The following is a 16,004-nucleotide window of genomic DNA, read 5'->3' as shown; positions in this document are numbered from 1 at the left end:
GGACCGTGATTCCGAATCGCATACAACTTGTATACGGAAGTTACCACGGGGTGGAGAAGAAGTACCCGGTCGCTACTCGGCGACCCCGTCGCGGGTGCGCTGGTAGTGGCGCCTCGCCTTCATCCGGTTTCCGCAGACGGCCATGGAGCACCAGCGGGCGCGGTTGGTCTTGCTGCGGTCGAGGAGGAACAGGCGGCACTCCGGGTTGGCGCACGGGCGCAGCCGGCCGGGCTTCGCCTTTTGCAGCGCGCTCCATGCCAGGACCGCTTCCACGGCCGGCCGGCGCTCCGCGGGCACGTCGAGTTCCCAGGTCACGCCGTCGGGGGAGAGGTGCGGCCGGGAGCGCACGCCCTCCAGGATCGGTTCCAGTGACGTGGCGGGCCGGTCGCCGCGCACCACCTCCTGCAAGGCGTCGCGCGCCTGCACCAGGTGTCTCAGCTCCCGGGTGCTGCCGCTGCCGCCGTGCGCCTTCTGCCACGCCTTGGCCGCTTCACGGTCGGCCAGCTCGTCCGTGGGCGTTCCGTTGGTCACCGGTGTGGTGTTGAGGAGTTCCAGCAGTGTGTCCTGCTGCTCGGGGTCGATCACTGCAGTACCTCCTGTCCGGCGTTGAGTTCGCATGCAGATTACTTGCCGCGAAGGTGCGGCCTCGCCGCCCACTTAAGCCTAACCCCTTAAAGCGTATTGACTGGTTACCCCAAGCGTGCTCGACTGTGTCCATAACCAGTAAAACTCGAAAGAAGGGTTAGATCGATGTCCTCCACGGTCCACCACCGCACCGCCACCATCAACGGTCTCGACGTCTTCTACCGGGAGGCCGGCGATCCGAAGGCACCCGCCGTCGTCCTCCTGCACGGCTTCCCGACCAGCTCGCACATGTTCCGCAACCTGATCCCGGCGCTCGCCGACCGTTATCACGTGATCGCACCCGACCACATCGGGTTCGGGCAGTCCGCGATGCCCGCGCTGCGGGACTTCCCGTACACCTTCGGCGCGCTCGCCGACGTCACGTCCGGCCTGCTCCAGCACCTGGGCATCGACAGGTTCGCCGTCTACGTACAGGACTACGGCGCCCCGATCGGCTGGCGGCTCGCCCTGCAGGCCCCGGAGCGGATCACCGCGGTCATCACGCAGAACGGCAACGCCTACGAGGAGGGCTTCGTCCGGCCGTTCTGGGACAGCCTTTTCGCCTACGCCGCGGCGCCGGGGCCCGACACCGAAAAGCCCGTGCGCGCCGCCCTGGCCCCGGAGGCCGTCCGCTGGCAGTACGTGACCGGGGTGGCCGATCCGAGCGTGGTCAGCCCCGACAACTGGGTCCACGACCAGGCGCTCCTGGACCGCCCCGGCAACGCCGAGATCCAGCTCAAGCTCTTTCGCGAATACCCCACCAACGTCGACCTCTACCCGGCCGTCCACCAGTACTTCCGCGACTCCCAGGTCCCGCTGCTCGCGGTCTGGGGCGCAGGCGACGAGATCTTCGGACCCGACGGCGCCAGGGCCTTCGGCCGTGACCTGCCCGACGCCGAGATCCATCTGCTCGACGCGGGACACTTCGCCTTGGAAAGCCGCCTCGAGGAAGTCACGGAGCACATCCGGGGGTTCCTCGCCCGGGTGCTGGTCTGACGCCCGCGACGGTCTGCGGCTCGCACTCGCTACTGCCTAGGTGTGCGGAATCGTGAGACGGAACCGGGCGCCGCCACCGGGCGCGGGTTCGGCGACGAGGTCGGCGTGGTGCGCGTGCGCGATCTGGCGGGCCATGGCGAGGCCGAGGCCGGACCCGGGCAGCGCGCGGGCGCTGCGGGCGCGGTAGAAGCGGTCGAAGACGTAGGGCAGGTCCTGTTCGGAGATGCCGGGGCCGTGGTCGCGGACGGTCAGCTCCAGGGTGTCCGACACGGAGGTGAGCGTGACCTCTACGGGGCGTCCCGGCGGGCTGAACTTGGCCGCGTTGTCCAGCAGGCTCGACAGCAGCCGGGAGAGCCGCGCCGGCACACCTGCGACGGTGGCGGTGCGTGCCTCGGGGGCGATCGACAGGGTGAGCGGGGTGGCCGGCCAATGGCCGCGTGCCGTCTCGACGGTGTGCGTCACGATGTCCGCGAGACGGACCTCCTCGATCAGCGGGTCCGGTTCCTCGTTCCGGGCCAGTTCGACCAGGTCGTTGACCAGGAGGGTGACCTCGCGCAGCTGGCGGCTCAGTGCGCCGGCCGCGCGCTCGCGCTGGGCGTCGCTGAGGCGTGAACTCCTGGTCAGCAGCTCGGCGTTGGTGCGCAGCGCGGTCAGCGGGGTGCGCAGTTCGTGGGAGGCGTCGGCGACCAGGCGCCGCTGCGCGCCGATGGACTTCTCCAGCTCGTCGAGCATGGTGTTGAAGGAGGCGGCGAGGCGGGTGATCTCGTCGTCCTGGCCGGCGCGTTCCGGCGGCAGCTCGATGCGGTGCCGGGCATCGCGCGTGGCGGCGATGCGTTCGGCCGTGGCAGTGAGCCTGCTGACGGGCGCGAGTCCCGTACGCGAGACCCAGGCACCGAGCGCGCCGGCCAGCAGCACACCGGCCACGCCCATGCCGCCGAGCAGCACCGCGGCCTGACGCACACCCCGGTCCACGGTGTCGGCCCGCACGGCGACTTGAAGGGCGCGTCCTTCGGGCAGCGGTGTCGTGAGCATCCTCGCTCGGTGGCCTGCCAGCCTCAACTCGCTGTAGTACGGCCCCCGTTCGCCGGAGGCCACCTCGCGCGTGGAGTCGGTGACCGGCAGAAGGTACGGCTGCGTCGGGTCGTCGTCCGGCTGAGCGGGGACCAGCTGCGCGCAGGCCGGGGCGGCGAGGTAGCGGCACTGGCCCTGCACCACACCCGAGGGTTCGTGGCCGTACTGCTGGGTGGCCAGCCGGGCGGACTGTGTCAGGTGCAGGTCGAGCTGGTGCAGCAGCTGATGACGGATCACCACGAAGCTGCCGGCGCACAGGCCGACGGCCACGGCGGCCACCGCCGCCGAGGCGGCGAGGGTCAGCCGGGTGCGCAAGGGGCGACGGCGCATCCAGCGGGCATGTCTGCGCCCGCCCTTCGGCAGCGGCCGGGCCCGCGGTTCAGTGCTCTGCGTTTCAGCGCTCACGCCAGGTCCAGCCGGTAGCCGACGCCGTGTGCCGTGTGGACGAGCCGTGGTTCGCCGTCGGCCTCCAGTTTGCGGCGCAGGTACCCGACGTAGACGGCGAGGGAGTTGGAGTCGGGGCCGAAGTCGCGGCCCCACACCCGCTCCATGATCGTCTCGCGGGGGAGTACCTGCCCGGGGTGGCGCAGCAGCAGCTCAAGCAGGGAGAACTCGGTGCGGCTGAACTCGATGACCCGTGTGCCGCGCCGCCCGCTGCGGCTGGCCGGATCGACGACGAGGTCCGCGAAGCCCAGCGTCGTCGTCGACTCATCGGGCGCGGCGCTGCGGCGCAGCAGGGCCCGGATCCGTGCCACCAGCTCGTCAAGCGCGAACGGCTTGACCAGGTAGTCGTCGGCCCCCGCCTCCAGGCCGTCCACCCGCTCGCTCACCGAGCCCAGCGCCGTGAGCACTAGGACCGGCGTGCGATCGCCGAGCGCCCGCAGGCGGCGGCAGACCGCGAGGCCGTCCATGCCCGGGAGCATGACATCGAGCACCATGGCGTCCGGCTCCCAGGCGGCGAGGGCCGATAGCGCCGCCAGGCCGTCCTCTGCCCCGCGTACTTCGTAGCCCTCGACCGCGAGTCCGTCCTCGACGGCGTACCGCACCTCCGGCTCGTCATCCACCACCAGAACCTTCGGTGCGTTCGTGCACCCGTCGGCCGCGTTCATGGGAACAGCCTGCCAAAACCTGGTCTTAGAAAGTTCTTAGAGCGCGTCAGCAGTGTGTCGGCCATGAGGACACAGCGAACATCCCATGGCCGGCTGTCGGTGGTGATCGGCGCGGGCGGCACGGGCGGACACATCTATCCGGGGCTCGCGCTGGCGGACGCGCTGCGGCGGGCCGTGCCCGACGCCGAGATCTCCTTCGTCGGCACCGAGCGCGGCCTGGAGACCCGGCTCATCCCGGAGGCCGGGTACCGCCTGCACACCGTCGACATGATCCCTTTCGATCCGTCGCTCGGTGCCCGGCGGTTCCTGCTGCCCGCCGCACTGGTCAAGTCCGGCGCCCAGGCCAAGTCGGTGCTGCGTGCGCAGCGTGCGCAGGTCGCGGTCGGCATGGGCGGGTACCCGAGCGCCCCCGTGATTGTCGGAGCACGGATGGCCGGGCTGCCCAGCGTCATCCACGAGTCCAACGCGGTGCCCGGGCGGGCCAACCGCTTCGCCGCACTGCTCACCGACCAGATCACGCTGGCCTTCGAGGAGAGCCGGGCACATCTCGCCGGCAGTCGGCACGCCGACGTCGTGGGCATGCCGATCGCCTCGGAACTCGCCGCGCTGGACCGCCCCCGGCTGCGCGACGACGCACGGCGGGCCCTGGGGGTCCCTGCCCACGGGCGGCTCCTGCTGGTCAACGGCGGCAGCCTCGGCGCCGCCCGGCTCACCGCGGCCGCCGCCGACCTCGCCCGCCGCTGGCGGGACCGCACCGGCGTCCACCTGCTGATCAAGACCGGCCCCGCGGCTCTGGAGGACGTCCGCCGGCGGCTCGTCGAGACCGGCGCGGACCGCGTGGCGACCGCCGTGCCCTACCTCGACCGCATGGACCTGGCGTACGCGGCCGCCGACCTGGCCGTCTGCCGCGCCGGCTCCGCGACCGTCGCCGAACTCACCGCCACCCGCACCCCCGCCGTCCTGGTGCCCTACCCCTACGCGCCGGGCGACCACCAGACCCACAACGCGCGGGTCCTCACCGACGTCGGCGCGGGACTCCTGCTGCCCGACGCGGACACGGACGCCGCCGCCCTGGCCGCTCTCGTCGAGCCACTGCTGGCCGAACCGTCCCGGCTGGCCGCCATGTCGGCCGCCGCGCACCCCGGCCGACACGGACAGGCGGCCGACCTGCTGGCAGCCCACGTCCTGCGCTTGGCCGGCCGCCCCAGCACCCACCCCACCCTTCCCACACCTCACACGGAGATCGCCATATGACCACCAACACCCCCGCCGCTGCCGCCGACTTCGACTGGACCGGCCGGACCGTGCTCGTCACCGGAGCCGAAGGGTTCATCGGCTCCACCCTCGTCGACCTCCTCGTGGCCCGCGGGGCGAAGGTCCGCGCCTTCGTCCACTACAAGCCGTACGGCGAAAAGGGCAACCTCGCCCCCTACCTCGGCGCCACCCACGGTCCCGTCGAGATGATCGCCGGTGACGTCCGGGACGCGGGCCGGGTCATGGACGCCGTCGAGGGCTGCGACACCGTCTTCCACCTCGCCGCGCTCATCGGCATCCCCTACAGCTACGACTCGCCCGGCGCGTACGTACAGACCAATGTCGTCGGCACCGAGAACGTGGCCGAGGCCTGCCGCAGGCACCAGGTGCGCCGCCTGATCCACACCTCCACGAGCGAGGTCTACGGCACCGCCCTCACCGCCCCGATCAGCGAGGCCCACCCGCTCCAGCCGCAGTCCCCGTACTCCGCCTCGAAGATCGGCGCGGACATGATGGCCCTGTCGCACTGGCACGCCTTCGAGCTGCCGGTGACGGTGGTGCGCCCGTTCAACACGTACGGCCCCCGGCAGTCGGCCCGCGCCGTCATCCCCACCATCCTCGCCCAACTGCACGCCGGGCGACGCCAGATCAAGCTCGGCTCCCTCACCCCCACGCGCGACTTCACCTACGTCACCGACACCGCGCGCGGCTTCCTGGCCCTGGCCGCCTGCGACGAGGCGCTGGGTCACAGCGTCAACCTCGGCACCGGCCAGGAGATCGCCATCGGGGACCTCGCCAAGGCGCTGATCAACGCCTCCGGCCGGGACGCCGAGGTCGTCGTCGACCGGAGCCGGCTGCGCCCCTCGGGCAGCGAGGTGCACCGCCTGCTGTCCGACAACTCCCGCGCCAGGGATTGGGCGGGGTGGGAGCCGGAGGTCCCGCTGGACGAGGGGCTGCGCCGCACCTCCGACTGGGTCGCGGAGAACCTGCACCTGTTCGCGGCCGACCGCTACCAGATCTGACCGATGGATCAATAGGCGGCCGACACCAGGTCTGACCGGAAGGTCAGGAGGCAGCAGACGCTGACGAGTCGGGGTCCGGGACGACGCTGAGGCCACGGTGGCGGATCCGGTCGCGGCCCCACTCTCCGAGCGGCAGCAGCGCCTCGTTGAGCGCCGCGCCCGACTCGGTCAGCGAGTACTCCACCTTCGGAGGCACCTCCGCGTACACCGTGCGGAGCACGAGGCCGTCCTCTTCCATCTGGCGCAGATGCTGGGTCAGCATCTTCTCGCTCACGCCCGTCAGCGCACGGCGCAGTTCGGCGAAGCGCCGGACGCCGTGCGCGTGCAGCTCCCAGAGGACAAGGCCCTTCCACTTTCCGCTGACGACGTCGAGCGCGGCGTCGATGCCGCAGATATAAGGGCCGTTGCGGGGCGCCTTCGCCATGTCCTGCAGCCTCCGGTCTCTGCTTGCTTACAAAAAGGTAAGTACCGCAGTAAATAGTGGGTACTTCCGCGACGATACCGCCTTGCGCAGCATGGTCGTCGTGTCCGAACCCACCCGAAACCCAGTCCAGTTGACCGACGTCAGCATGCTCGGCCTCGGCGCGATGGGCAGCGCGCTGGCGGCCGCGCTGCTCGACGCCGGCCGTTCCGTGACCGTCTGGAACCGAACCCCTGACCGTGCCGCAGAGTTGACGACCCGCGGAGCCCGCGGCGCGGACTCGGTCCGCGAGGCCGTGGCGGCGAGCCCGGTCGTCGTCGCCTGCCTGCTCAAGTACGACTCGGTCCGGGACGCCCTCGGTCCGGTCGCCGACGCGCTGCGCGGTCGCACCCTGCTCAACGTCACGACCACCACACCCAACGAGTCCCGCCAACTCGCTGCCTGGGCCGCCGAGTTCGGTGTCACCTACCTCGACGGCGCCATCATGGCCGTACCCGCCATGATCGGCGCCCGCGAGGGGCAGATCTTCTACAGCGGCTCGCGGGCCGCGTACGACACCCTCCTGCCGACCCTCGATGTCTGGGCCACGAGCGAGTTCCACGGCGAGGACGCCGGCCGGGCGTCGCTGGTGGACCTGGCGATGCTGTCGGGGATGTACCAGATGATCGCGGGCTTCATCCACGGTGCGGCGATGGTCGCCCCCATGGGGATGAGCGCGTCCGAATTCGCCGCCCGGCAGGCCCCGTTCCTGTCCGCCATGACCCACGGGCTCGCCGGCTTCGCGGAGGTCGTCGACGGCGGCGACTACACCGTCCCCGGCCAGCAGAGCCTGGACTTCTCCGACCTGTCGCACATCGTGCGGGCCAGCGAGGAGCAGAACGTCGACGCCGCCCCGATCGCCGGGGTCCAGGCGCTGATCAGCCGACAGATCGACGCGGGTCACGGCCCGGAGGGGTTCGCGCGGATCTACGAGAGCCTGCGCGCCGCCGCCCGTCCCGCCAACACCCGCCCCCAGGAAGGAACCGCAGCATGAGTACCACCCCCGTCACCCTGATCGGTCTCGGCCCGATGGGCCAGGCCATGGTCCGGGCGCTGCTCGCGGCCGGCCACCCCGTGACCGTCTGGAACCGCACCGCGGCCCGCGCCGACGGCCTCGTGTCCGACGGCGCCACCCTGGCCGCCTCGCCCGCCGACGCGGTCGCCGCGAGCGAACTGGTCGTCCTCAGCCTCACCGACTACCAGGCGATGTACGACATCCTCGGCGGCGCGACCGCGGAGCTGGCCGGCCGCACGATCGTCAACCTGAGCTCGGACACCCCCGACCGGGCCCGCGAGGCCGCGGCCTGGGCGGCGTCGCACGGGGCGACGTTCCTGACCGGCGGGGTGATGGTGCCCGCGGAGATGGTGGGGACCGAGGCGGCGTACGTCTACTACAGCGGACCGACCGAGGTCCTCGAGGCGCACCGCCCGGCGCTCGCCCGCATCGGGGCGCCGCGCCATCTCGGCGAGGACGCGGGCCTGGCACAGCTCATGTACCTGGCACACCTCGACGTGTTCCTGACGAGCCTGTCGGCGCTGCTGCACGCCACCGCGCTGCTGGGCTCGGCCGGGATGCCCGCGGCGGAGGCGGTCCCGGAGCTGATGTCGACGCTGACCGGCATCCCGGCCATGATCGAGGCCGGCGGGGACGTCGGCGCGCAGATCGACGCCGGCGAGCATCCGGGCCACCTGAGCACGGTGACGATGATGGGTGCGACCGCGGACCACATCACCGAAACCAGCGAGACCGCCGGGGTCGACCTCGCCCTTCCCCGCGCCGTCCAGGCGCACTACCGCCGCGCGATCGCCGACGGCCACGGGAAGGAGAACTGGACCCGCATCGTCGACGGGATCCGGGCCCCGCGGACGAGCGCCTAGGCGAGTCAACGGCCGGACATGAAAGGCGAGTTCGCTCGCGGCGGCCGTGTCGCGGCAGCATGTTGATCGGTTCCGGGGTCTCCACCGGCCAGGAATGGACGCAGTAGGGAGAGCAGGGCGCCTGGCCGGTGCAGCGGGATGATGTGGCCGCAGTCCTCGATGAGGTGCCCGGTGAGCTCGTCGGTGACCGGGCGGAGTTGGCGTTCCAGGGCCGAGCCGACCGGCTGCGCGCCCAGCGCCATCGTCGGCACCGTCAGGCGGGCCGCGGCCACCGCGTCCTCGATCTGTGCCGCGCTCTCGGGCATGGCCCGGTAGTACGAGAACGCGCGGCTCAACGCCTCACGGCCGGTGTACGCGCGGACGAAGGCGTCCCGGACGGCGGGGCGCACCCCCTCGCCGAGGGTGCCGGCGCGGAGGAACCAGTCGACGTATTCGGCTTCGTGGCCCTCCAGCACGGTCTCGGCCAGGCCGGGCACGGCAGAGTGGAAGCCGAACCACCACGGCGGCCCGCCGGCGAGGAAGTCCTCGGCGCCGGGCAGCCCGCCCAGCAGGGACTCCATGACGACCAGGCGGCGGACGAGGTCGGGGCGGCGCAGGGCGAGGAGAAACGCCGGCGGGGTGCCTGCGTCGATGCCCACCACCGCGGCCGAGGACACACCGAGCGCACCGAGAAGCGCCGCGGCGTCCTCGGCCAGGGTGCCCGCGTCGTACCCGGATTCGGCCCTGCTGCTCGCGCCGAATCCACGCAGGTCCGGTGCGATGACGCGGTGGCGGTCGGACAGGTCGGCCATGACGTCCGTCCACACCTCCCAGGTGTGCGGGAAGCCGTGCAGCAGCAGGACGGCGGGTCCCGAACCGGCGAGGGCGACGTTGAGTTCGACACCGTTGACGGAGATGCGTCGGAGCTCGGGCATGGAGGGACTCCAAGGGGGAGTGCGATGAGGACCAGGGGAGAGGCGGTGAGGAATGGTGACAACCTCACGGTAAGGAACTAGCCTGATCCGCCCAAGACGGCACTTTCCCTTCAGGTGGTGAGCCCCAGGTGACCACGTCGAGATCCGGCGGACGTGAACAGCTGCGCGGTGAGCGCGGTGAGCGTGGCGTGCGCGGTGACCTGCTGGATCCGCTCTGCCCGACCCGCCGACTGCTCGACCGCATCGGCACCAAGTGGACGTCCATGGTGGTCAAGGTGCTGGCCGAGCGGGCTCCGGGCGAGATCCGCTTTGCTGAACTGCGGCGCCTCGCCCCCGGCATCTCGCAGAAGATGCTCTCCGTCACCCTGCAGAACCTGGCCCGCGACGGCCTGGTCTCGCGCCGCGTCGAACCCACCGTGCCGCCTGCCGTCCACTACCGGCTCACCGAGCTCGGCCTGTCCCTCGAAGGACCGCTCTCCGCGCTGCGGGTCTGGGCCGAGACGCACATGCCGGAGATCGACCGCAACAACCAGCTCGCCGACGAGTCGTCGCCCGACTAGCCACCGGCACCCGTGAGGCATGATCGGGGACATGAGACATCCGCATCTGGCGAGTACCGAGGCCGCCGTGGTGGCGGTTCGCGAGGTTGCCCGGGAGTACAACCTCGAGGTGTCCGTCACCGAGGACATCGGCGCCGACCACACGTCCCGCCGCACCTCGGCCGGTGTCTTCACCGTCCTTGACCCGGACGGCACGCTGCCGCACGAGGCGTACATCGACCTCGGGGGCTCTCCCGCCGTGTCCGTCCGGATCTTCCCGGACGACGACGCGAAGATCACGGTCGAGAACGTCGACTTCGACGACATCCCCCGGGACGCCGTCCCGGCGTTCCTGCGGTCCGTCTATGGCGGCCTGGCCCACGTAAGGCGAAGGCGGTTCCCTCCCGCTGTGTGGCTGATCGTGCCGCTGCCCGGTGACGACACCTACAAGGAGCTGGTCCTGCCCAGTGCGCTCAGCCCTTGGCTCGCCCGCAACGTTCAGGAACGGAACACCCGATGAAGGCAGCGCAGCTCAGTCGGTTCGGCGGTCCCGAGGTGCTGGAGATCGTCGATCTCCCCGATCCGCATCCGGGAGCCGGGGAGATCCGGATCGCGGTGCGCGCCGCCGGTGTGAACGCCAGTGACTGGAAGAAGCGGCAGGGTCTGATGGACCAGGAGTTGCCCCAGACGATGGGGTACGAAGCCGCCGGGGTCGTCGACGAAATCGGGGACGGGGTCGAGGATGTCGCCGTCGGGGACCGGGTGTTCGGGTTCGGCGGTGACGGCGCCGCCCAGGCGGAGCTGGCCGTGCTGTCGGCATGGGCGGCCGTCCCCGCGTCGCTCGACTTCGCCGGCGCCGCGGCCCTGCCCTCCTCGGTCGAGACGGCGGCGAGAGCCCTCGACCAGCTCGGCGTCCGCGACGGCGGCACGCTTCTCATCAGCGGGGCGTCGGGCAGCGTCGGCAGCGCCGCCGTCCAACTCGCCGTCGCACGCGGTACGCACGTGATCGGCACCGGCAGCCCGGCCACCCATGACCGGCTCCGCGAACTCGGCGCGGAACCCGTCGCGTACGGGGACGGCATGACCGACCGGGTCCGGGCGCTCGCACCGAACGGCGTCGACCTGGCGCTGGATGTCGCCGGAAGCGGGATCCTGCCCGAGCTGATCGACCTCGCCGGCGGCGCGGACCATGTCATCACCGTCGCCGACTTCGAGGGGGCGCAGCGGCACGGTGTGCGCTTCAGCCGCGGAGACACCGGCCGCGCCGTCTACGCGCTGGGGCAGGTGGCCGAGCTGCTCGCCGCGGGCCGGTTCACGCTCCCCGTAGGCCGGACCTTCCCGTTGGCGGACGTCGCCGAGGCGCACCGGGTCGGGGAATCCGGCCGGGTGCGCGGAAAGCTCGTCCTCCTGGTCTGACGTTCGCTGTTCAGGCGAATCGGGCATTCGGGCGATCAGGCGATGAGGTTCCCTCCCGGCCGGAGTCCTACCTGCGTCACCGCGATCGCGGGACGACCGCCCAGGGAAGGACGACCCGTGACTACCACCCACACCCTCGACGTCGCCGGCGCACGCCTGCACTACGAAGTCCGCGGCTCGGGACCGCTGTTGCTGGTCATGGGATCGCCGATGGACGCGGAGGCGTTCGGGCCGCTGGCCGACGCGCTCGCGAGCGACCACACCGTCGTCACCCACGACCCGCGGGGCATCTCCGGCAGCCCCCTCGACGATCCCGAGCAGGACTCCACCCCCAAACTGCGGGCGGACGACGTCGCCGCGCTCCTGGACGCCCTCGATGCGGACTCCGCCGACGTGTTCGGCAGCAGCGGCGGGGCGGTCACCGGGCTCGCCCTCGTCGCACGGCACCCCGGTCGGGTGCGCACGCTCGTCGCGCACGAGCCCCCGCTGCTGGAGCTGCTCCCCGACGCCGCGGAGCAGCGCGCGGCGGCCGACGACATCGTCGAGACCTTTCACCGGGAGGGGGTGGGCGCGGCGTGGATGAAGTTCATGGCCAACGCCGGGTTCGACGTCGGCGGCGAGGACGCGGCGCCGGAGCCGCCGCCAGGGGAGCCCTCGGAGCAGGAACTCGCCAACAGCGCCCACTTCTTCGGCCACGAGCTGCGGGGCACCATCCGCCACGTGCCCGACATCGCGGCGCTGACGGCCCCTGGGACCCGCGTCGTGGTCGGTATCGGCGCCGCCTCGGCGGGCCTGATCACAGCCCGTACCTCCAGGGCACTGGCCGCACGCCTCGAAGCCGCTCCGGTCGAATTCCCGGGCGACCACGGCGGCTTCATCGAACAGCCCAAGGAGTTCGCGGAGCGGCTGCGGGAGGTCCTGAGGCCCTAGGAGTTGCCGTCGAAGCAGTGGCACGCCCTGGAGAGTCGGCCCGTTAACGATCAGTTCGAGCCAATTTCACCCAGCCGTCGACCAGTTCACTTTACCGACCTTTGACATTGCCTTGGGGACGCTTTTACGCTCGGCCGGGCGGTACGGATCTTGGTCGTGCCGCTGTCCCCACCAATTGCGGAGGTCGACATGGAGAAGCTCGTCAAGAAGATGGCCCAGGACGCCAACTGGCAGGGCTGGGTCGCCGCCAACTCGGCGACGGCCGCCAAGGACGGCTGCATCAGTGCCGCCCCCAAGGCGGGCTGCATCAGCGCCGCCCCGAAGACCGGCTGCATTTCCTGAAGCGGGACGCACCCGGTCGCATGATCGAGGACTGCGGCTGAGCACCACCCCAGGTGACAGCGGCGGTCCCCAGGGCGGGCCGCGGCCGGGCCGACAGGGCCGGCCCGGCCCGCCTCCTGGCGGCGTACGGGCGACAGCTGGCGCGCCCCCGCCCATCCCCCCCACGTTCCCGACCCTCCGAGGACGACCATGGACGGTCAGCCGACGGCCGACGTCATAGAGCAGGTCAAGGACATACCGATCTACCGCGACTCCGTCGCGCGCGGTCACTTCCCCGTACTGGAGAAGCCCGAGATCGCCCGCGGATTCCCGGACAACTGGATGACGCCGCGGCTGGAGGCCGCCCTCGCGGCCGGCGAGGCGGAGTACGTCCTGTCCACCGGCACCAACCACGCGCGGATGCAGCTCATCCGCCCGCCGTACTTCCTGCTCCGCTCCTACTACCGGCTGTGGAGCGAGCACCCCGACATCGCGCACACTTGGCGGGACGGCTGCCGACGCGCCTCCCTCACCACCGTCCTGGCAACCGAACACGTGGCCCGCGTCAACGCGAAGAAGCGCGGCGGGCAGGACGCTGGCGAGGGAGGTGATGGGGGCGCCCCGGACGCCGAACCCTCCCTCGAGGACCGGCAGTTGGACGAGCGCACCGTCTACCTCAACCTGCGGCTCGACCCCGCCCTGTGGGAGCGTACCGATGTCGAGCGCATGCTCGGCGAGCTGCGCGCGATCGCCGCCTCGCACCCCGAGGGCCGCTACCACCTGGACTGCTCCGGCTACCACCTGGCACACCTCGTGCGCCACGCCGAGGACGCCGGACTGTGGGAGAACCCGGAGACGTTCCCGCGCCCGGCGAGCATCATCACCGCGTACGAGTACACGCCGCGGAACGTGCGCCGCTTCCTGGAGAGCCGGTTCGACTGCCCGGTCGTCGACCTCTTCGGCAGCACCGAGCTCGGCTACCTCTTCTACAGCGACCGCACCGGCAGCTACCGCCCGTACCTGGAGGGGATGAGCGTCGAGCTCCTCCCCGTCGCCCCGGGCAGCGCCCTCTACTCCCTCATCGTCACCAGCGTCCGCAACCCGCACATGCCGCTGGTCCGCTATCGCTCCGGCGACTGCGCCCGTACGCTGGACGGCTCACCGGACCCCGAGAAGATCGTCTCGTTCTGCGGACGGGAGAAGGAGCTCCTCGACGGGCCGGACGGGCCCGTCGCGGCGGGCGACCTGGACGAGCGGATCGCCGCCGCTTCACCGCGTGTCTTCGTGCACCAACTGGTGCTGCCAGAGGGCGAGTCGGAGGGGTGCGGGCCGCAGGCGGCCGTGCTCCGCTGCACCACCTTCGACGGCAAGCCGCTCGGTACGGACGAGTCCGAAGCGCTGGGGCGTTCCGTCTCCGCGCTGACCGGGCGCGCCTGCCGCGTCGAACACCGGGACCACATCCCCATCGGCGCCTCCGGCAAGTACGCCTGGCTGGCGAGGAGTTGAGGGGCGGCCGCCAGGCGGCAGAGCGCGGGCCGGGACGTACCGGGGAAGCACCGAGGGAAGCACCTGAGGGGAACGACGTGAACGACCAGAACCACACGGGCAATCAGAACCACACGGACAACCAGAACGACCCGCACGAGGCGCCCGCCGCGACCGTCACCGACAAGGACCTGCGCGAACTGCTCGGCCACGGCCTGCACGACGAGGTGGTCGCGTACTTCGTGAAGGAGACCGGCGAGGAACGCGCCTACGTGGAGCGGCAGGTCACCGAGTGCCTCCGCTACCTCTACCTCGTCTCGAAGTACCGCGAGCGGCTCAGTGGCCTCTTCCTCCCCGTCGAGCAGGCCATCGACGAGATCTGGCACTACCTGATCCTGCAGACCCGCGAGTACGTCGCCCTGTGCGAGGAGCGCCTGCCGGGCCGGTACTTCATCCACCACCGCAGCATCGCCTACGAGGACTACCAGGCCGAGCCGGGTCGCGAGCAGGCCGCCGAGGAGGCGCTGCGCTGGATCCCGCTGTACTGCCAGGAGTTCGGCCCCTTCGACGAGGGTGCGCTGCCGCACTGGACCATCGTGCGCTACCTCCACGAGCACATGGACATGCCGCTGGACGAGATCTCCGCGCTCGAACCGATGGTGCCGAGCGCCCCCGCCGAACCGATCGGCGCGGCGTGACCTCTGCGACACGGCCCCCGCAGGCCGTACGGTCGACGCCCGAACACCCCGCGCAGCGGCGGGTGTTGACCGTCCTCGTCCTCTGCCAGGCCCTGAGCGGGGCGGGCCTCGCCGCCGGCATCACCGTGGGCGCGTTGCTCGCCGAGCAGATGCTGGGCTCCACGGGTCTCGCCGGGCTGCCCAGCGCGCTGTTCACCGGGGGCGCAGCGCTCGGTTCGGTGGGCATCGGACGCCTCTGCCAGCGGTGGGGCCGCCGCCCCGGGCTCGCCCTGGGGTACGGGACCGGCGCGGTCGGCAGCCTCGGTGTCGTGCTCGCCGCGGTCGCGGACAGCGTGCCGCTGCTGTTCGTCTCCCTGCTGGTGTACGGCGCGGGCACGGCCGCCAACCTCCTCGCCCGGTACGCCGGGGCCGACCTCGCCTCGCCCGCGCGGCGCGGCCGGGCAGTCAGCACCGTCCTGTTCGCGACGACGTTGGGGGCTGTCATCGGCCCCAACCTCGTCCACGTGACGGGGAATTGGGCGCACTCCTGGGGCATCCCGCGCCTCGCGGGCCCCTTCCTGCTCGCCACGGCCGCGTACGGTGCGGCCTCCCTGGCCCTGGCCGTCCTCCTGCGCCCCGACCCGCTGCTGCTCGCGCGCGAGCGAGCGGCCGAGGAGGCGGCGGCGGAAGGGATTTCGGCCACCGAGAACGCAGGACGTACGGGCGCCGCCCGCGGCCTGGCCACCGGCACCGCCGTCATGGTCCTCACCCAGCTCGTGATGATCGCTGTCATGACGATGACGCCGGTCCACATGCAGGCCCACGGGCACGGAACCCAGGCCACGGGCCTGGTCATCGCCCTGCATGTGGGCGCCATGTATCTGCCCTCCCCGCTCACGGGGCTGCTTGTCGACCGCATCGGACGGCTGTGGCTGGCCGCGGCTTCCGGGGCGACGCTGCTCGCGGCGGGTGCGCTCGCCGCCCTGGCGCCGCCGCACTCCGTCGCCGCGCTCGCCACGGCCCTGGTCCTGCTGGGCCTCGGCTGGAACTTCGGCCTCGTCAGTGGCACCGCCCTCATCACGGACGCGCTCCCCGTGGCCACCCGGGCCCGCACCCAGGGCCTCGTCGACGTCGGCATCTCCCTCGCGGGCGCCACGGGCGGGGCGGCCTCCGGCGCGGTGGTGGCGGGCGCCGGCTTCCCCGCCCTGGGCCTGTGCGGTGGCCTCCTGGCCGTACTCCTCGTCCCGCTGACCCTGCTGCGGCACCGCGGAGCCCGCGGGTCAGGTGTCACCGGGTGAAGACAGGACC

General features: G+C 71.7%; 18 protein-coding genes. 13 read left to right on the top strand and 5 right to left on the bottom strand.

The features are described from left to right. Positions 1–72: 72 nt before the first annotated feature. Positions 73–618: a CGNR zinc finger domain-containing protein gene (locus ACYSUO_RS02735; RefSeq protein WP_461774348.1), complete on the bottom strand. Its 546-nt coding sequence runs from the start codon at positions 616–618 to the stop codon at positions 73–75. 132 nt (positions 619–750) lie between these two features. On the opposite strand from ACYSUO_RS02735, the gene ACYSUO_RS02730 reads away from it, so the two are divergent. Beyond that, positions 751–1,620 carry an alpha/beta fold hydrolase gene (locus tag ACYSUO_RS02730; RefSeq protein WP_461774347.1) on the top strand — a complete coding sequence of 290 codons (870 nt, stop codon included), beginning with the start codon at positions 751–753 and terminating at the stop codon, positions 1,618–1,620. A gap of 36 nt (positions 1,621–1,656) precedes the next feature. Here the strand turns inward: ACYSUO_RS02730 and ACYSUO_RS02725 are convergent, their stop codons facing one another. Both ACYSUO_RS02725 and ACYSUO_RS02720 read right to left on the bottom strand, forming a co-directional pair. After that, complete coding sequence (locus tag ACYSUO_RS02725) at positions 1,657–3,021, bottom strand: sensor histidine kinase (protein WP_461774378.1); 1,365 nt, start codon at positions 3,019–3,021, stop codon at positions 1,657–1,659. Positions 3,022–3,092: 71 nt separating this feature from the next. Continuing rightward, positions 3,093–3,800 carry a response regulator transcription factor gene (locus ACYSUO_RS02720; RefSeq protein ID WP_461774346.1) on the bottom strand — a complete coding sequence of 236 codons (708 nt, stop codon included), beginning with the start codon at positions 3,798–3,800 and terminating at the stop codon, positions 3,093–3,095. A 63-nt stretch (positions 3,801–3,863) separates the two neighbouring features. On the opposite strand from ACYSUO_RS02720, the gene ACYSUO_RS02715 reads away from it, so the two are divergent. Both ACYSUO_RS02715 and ACYSUO_RS02710 read left to right on the top strand, forming a co-directional pair. Continuing rightward, positions 3,864–5,054: a UDP-N-acetylglucosamine--N-acetylmuramyl-(pentapeptide) pyrophosphoryl-undecaprenol N-acetylglucosamine transferase gene (locus tag ACYSUO_RS02715; RefSeq protein ID WP_461774345.1), complete on the top strand. Its 1,191-nt coding sequence runs from the start codon at positions 3,864–3,866 to the stop codon at positions 5,052–5,054. After that, positions 5,051–6,076, top strand: a complete 1,026-nt coding sequence (locus ACYSUO_RS02710) for a GDP-mannose 4,6-dehydratase (protein ID WP_461774344.1) — start codon at positions 5,051–5,053, stop codon at positions 6,074–6,076. The genes ACYSUO_RS02715 and ACYSUO_RS02710 overlap by 4 nt, the downstream gene beginning before the upstream one ends. Before the next feature lie 43 nt (positions 6,077–6,119). Here the strand turns inward: ACYSUO_RS02710 and ACYSUO_RS02705 are convergent, their stop codons facing one another. Beyond that, positions 6,120–6,500, bottom strand: a complete 381-nt coding sequence (locus tag ACYSUO_RS02705) for a winged helix-turn-helix transcriptional regulator (protein WP_461774343.1) — start codon at positions 6,498–6,500, stop codon at positions 6,120–6,122. A gap of 100 nt (positions 6,501–6,600) precedes the next feature. Between ACYSUO_RS02705 and ACYSUO_RS02700 the strand changes: the two genes are divergently transcribed. Both ACYSUO_RS02700 and ACYSUO_RS02695 read left to right on the top strand, forming a co-directional pair. Continuing rightward, positions 6,601–7,530 (top strand): NAD(P)-dependent oxidoreductase, encoded by a 930-nt coding sequence (locus tag ACYSUO_RS02700; protein ID WP_461774342.1) that lies wholly within the window; start codon positions 6,601–6,603, stop codon positions 7,528–7,530. Beyond that, positions 7,527–8,414 carry an NAD(P)-dependent oxidoreductase gene (locus ACYSUO_RS02695; RefSeq protein WP_461774341.1) on the top strand — a complete coding sequence of 296 codons (888 nt, stop codon included), beginning with the start codon at positions 7,527–7,529 and terminating at the stop codon, positions 8,412–8,414. Before ACYSUO_RS02700 ends, ACYSUO_RS02695 begins: the two co-directional genes overlap by 4 nt. A gap of 5 nt (positions 8,415–8,419) precedes the next feature. Here the strand turns inward: ACYSUO_RS02695 and ACYSUO_RS02690 are convergent, their stop codons facing one another. After that, complete coding sequence (locus ACYSUO_RS02690) at positions 8,420–9,328, bottom strand: alpha/beta fold hydrolase (RefSeq protein ID WP_461774340.1); 909 nt, start codon at positions 9,326–9,328, stop codon at positions 8,420–8,422. 128 nt (positions 9,329–9,456) lie between these two features. On the opposite strand from ACYSUO_RS02690, the gene ACYSUO_RS02685 reads away from it, so the two are divergent. The 8 genes from ACYSUO_RS02685 (at position 9,457) to ACYSUO_RS02650 (ending at position 15,994) form a co-directional block, all read left to right on the top strand. Then, positions 9,457–9,888 carry a winged helix-turn-helix transcriptional regulator gene (locus ACYSUO_RS02685; protein WP_461774339.1) on the top strand — a complete coding sequence of 144 codons (432 nt, stop codon included), beginning with the start codon at positions 9,457–9,459 and terminating at the stop codon, positions 9,886–9,888. A gap of 31 nt (positions 9,889–9,919) precedes the next feature. Next, positions 9,920–10,387 (top strand): hypothetical protein, encoded by a 468-nt coding sequence (locus ACYSUO_RS02680; protein WP_461774338.1) that lies wholly within the window; start codon positions 9,920–9,922, stop codon positions 10,385–10,387. After that, positions 10,384–11,283, top strand: a complete 900-nt coding sequence (locus ACYSUO_RS02675) for an NADP-dependent oxidoreductase (protein WP_461774337.1) — start codon at positions 10,384–10,386, stop codon at positions 11,281–11,283. The genes ACYSUO_RS02680 and ACYSUO_RS02675 overlap by 4 nt, the downstream gene beginning before the upstream one ends. Positions 11,284–11,400: 117 nt before the next feature. Next, positions 11,401–12,213 carry an alpha/beta fold hydrolase gene (locus ACYSUO_RS02670; RefSeq protein WP_461774336.1) on the top strand — a complete coding sequence of 271 codons (813 nt, stop codon included), beginning with the start codon at positions 11,401–11,403 and terminating at the stop codon, positions 12,211–12,213. Between the two features lie 189 nt (positions 12,214–12,402). Further along, the gene (locus tag ACYSUO_RS02665) at positions 12,403–12,555 is read left to right on the top strand and encodes a hypothetical protein (RefSeq protein ID WP_266717401.1); all 153 of its coding nucleotides are present in this window, start codon (positions 12,403–12,405) and stop codon (positions 12,553–12,555) included. Between the two features lie 189 nt (positions 12,556–12,744). After that, a complete protein-coding gene (locus ACYSUO_RS02660) occupies positions 12,745–14,040 on the top strand; it encodes a hypothetical protein (protein ID WP_461774335.1) in 1,296 nt (431 codons plus the stop codon). Between the two features lie 170 nt (positions 14,041–14,210). Then, entirely contained in the window at positions 14,211–14,717 is a 507-nt protein-coding gene (locus ACYSUO_RS02655; protein WP_461774377.1) for a glycine-rich domain-containing protein, read from the top strand. Beyond that, positions 14,714–15,994, top strand: coding sequence for an MFS transporter (locus ACYSUO_RS02650; protein ID WP_461774334.1), 1,281 nt, complete (start codon positions 14,714–14,716; stop codon positions 15,992–15,994). The genes ACYSUO_RS02655 and ACYSUO_RS02650 overlap by 4 nt, the downstream gene beginning before the upstream one ends. The last annotated feature ends 10 nt before the right edge of the window (positions 15,995–16,004 follow it).

It is taken from the genome of Streptomyces sp. UC4497 (genome assembly GCF_054871485.1).
The sequence above is the reverse complement of the archived record's forward strand: the minus strand, read 5'-3'. Positions and strand labels throughout refer to the sequence as shown.

Excerpts from the sequence above, each read along its gene's own strand:
- ACYSUO_RS02735 (WP_461774348.1), bottom strand. The coding sequence starts at position 618 with ATGCGAACTCAACGCCGGACAGGAGGTACTGCAGTGATCGACCCCGAG.
- ACYSUO_RS02730 (WP_461774347.1), top strand. The coding sequence starts at position 751 with ATGTCCTCCACGGTCCACCACCGCACCGCCACCATCAACGGTCTCGAC.
- ACYSUO_RS02725 (WP_461774378.1), bottom strand. The coding sequence starts at position 3,021 with ATGCGCCGTCGCCCCTTGCGCACCCGGCTGACCCTCGCCGCCTCGGCG.
- ACYSUO_RS02720 (WP_461774346.1), bottom strand. The coding sequence starts at position 3,800 with ATGAACGCGGCCGACGGGTGCACGAACGCACCGAAGGTTCTGGTGGTG.
- ACYSUO_RS02715 (WP_461774345.1), top strand. The coding sequence starts at position 3,864 with ATGAGGACACAGCGAACATCCCATGGCCGGCTGTCGGTGGTGATCGGC.
- ACYSUO_RS02710 (WP_461774344.1), top strand. The coding sequence starts at position 5,051 with ATGACCACCAACACCCCCGCCGCTGCCGCCGACTTCGACTGGACCGGC.
- ACYSUO_RS02705 (WP_461774343.1), bottom strand. The coding sequence starts at position 6,500 with ATGGCGAAGGCGCCCCGCAACGGCCCTTATATCTGCGGCATCGACGCC.
- ACYSUO_RS02695 (WP_461774341.1), top strand. The coding sequence starts at position 7,527 with ATGAGTACCACCCCCGTCACCCTGATCGGTCTCGGCCCGATGGGCCAG.
- ACYSUO_RS02690 (WP_461774340.1), bottom strand. The coding sequence starts at position 9,328 with ATGCCCGAGCTCCGACGCATCTCCGTCAACGGTGTCGAACTCAACGTC.
- ACYSUO_RS02680 (WP_461774338.1), top strand. The coding sequence starts at position 9,920 with ATGAGACATCCGCATCTGGCGAGTACCGAGGCCGCCGTGGTGGCGGTT.
- ACYSUO_RS02675 (WP_461774337.1), top strand. The coding sequence starts at position 10,384 with ATGAAGGCAGCGCAGCTCAGTCGGTTCGGCGGTCCCGAGGTGCTGGAG.
- ACYSUO_RS02665 (WP_266717401.1), top strand. The coding sequence starts at position 12,403 with ATGGAGAAGCTCGTCAAGAAGATGGCCCAGGACGCCAACTGGCAGGGC.
- ACYSUO_RS02660 (WP_461774335.1), top strand. The coding sequence starts at position 12,745 with ATGGACGGTCAGCCGACGGCCGACGTCATAGAGCAGGTCAAGGACATA.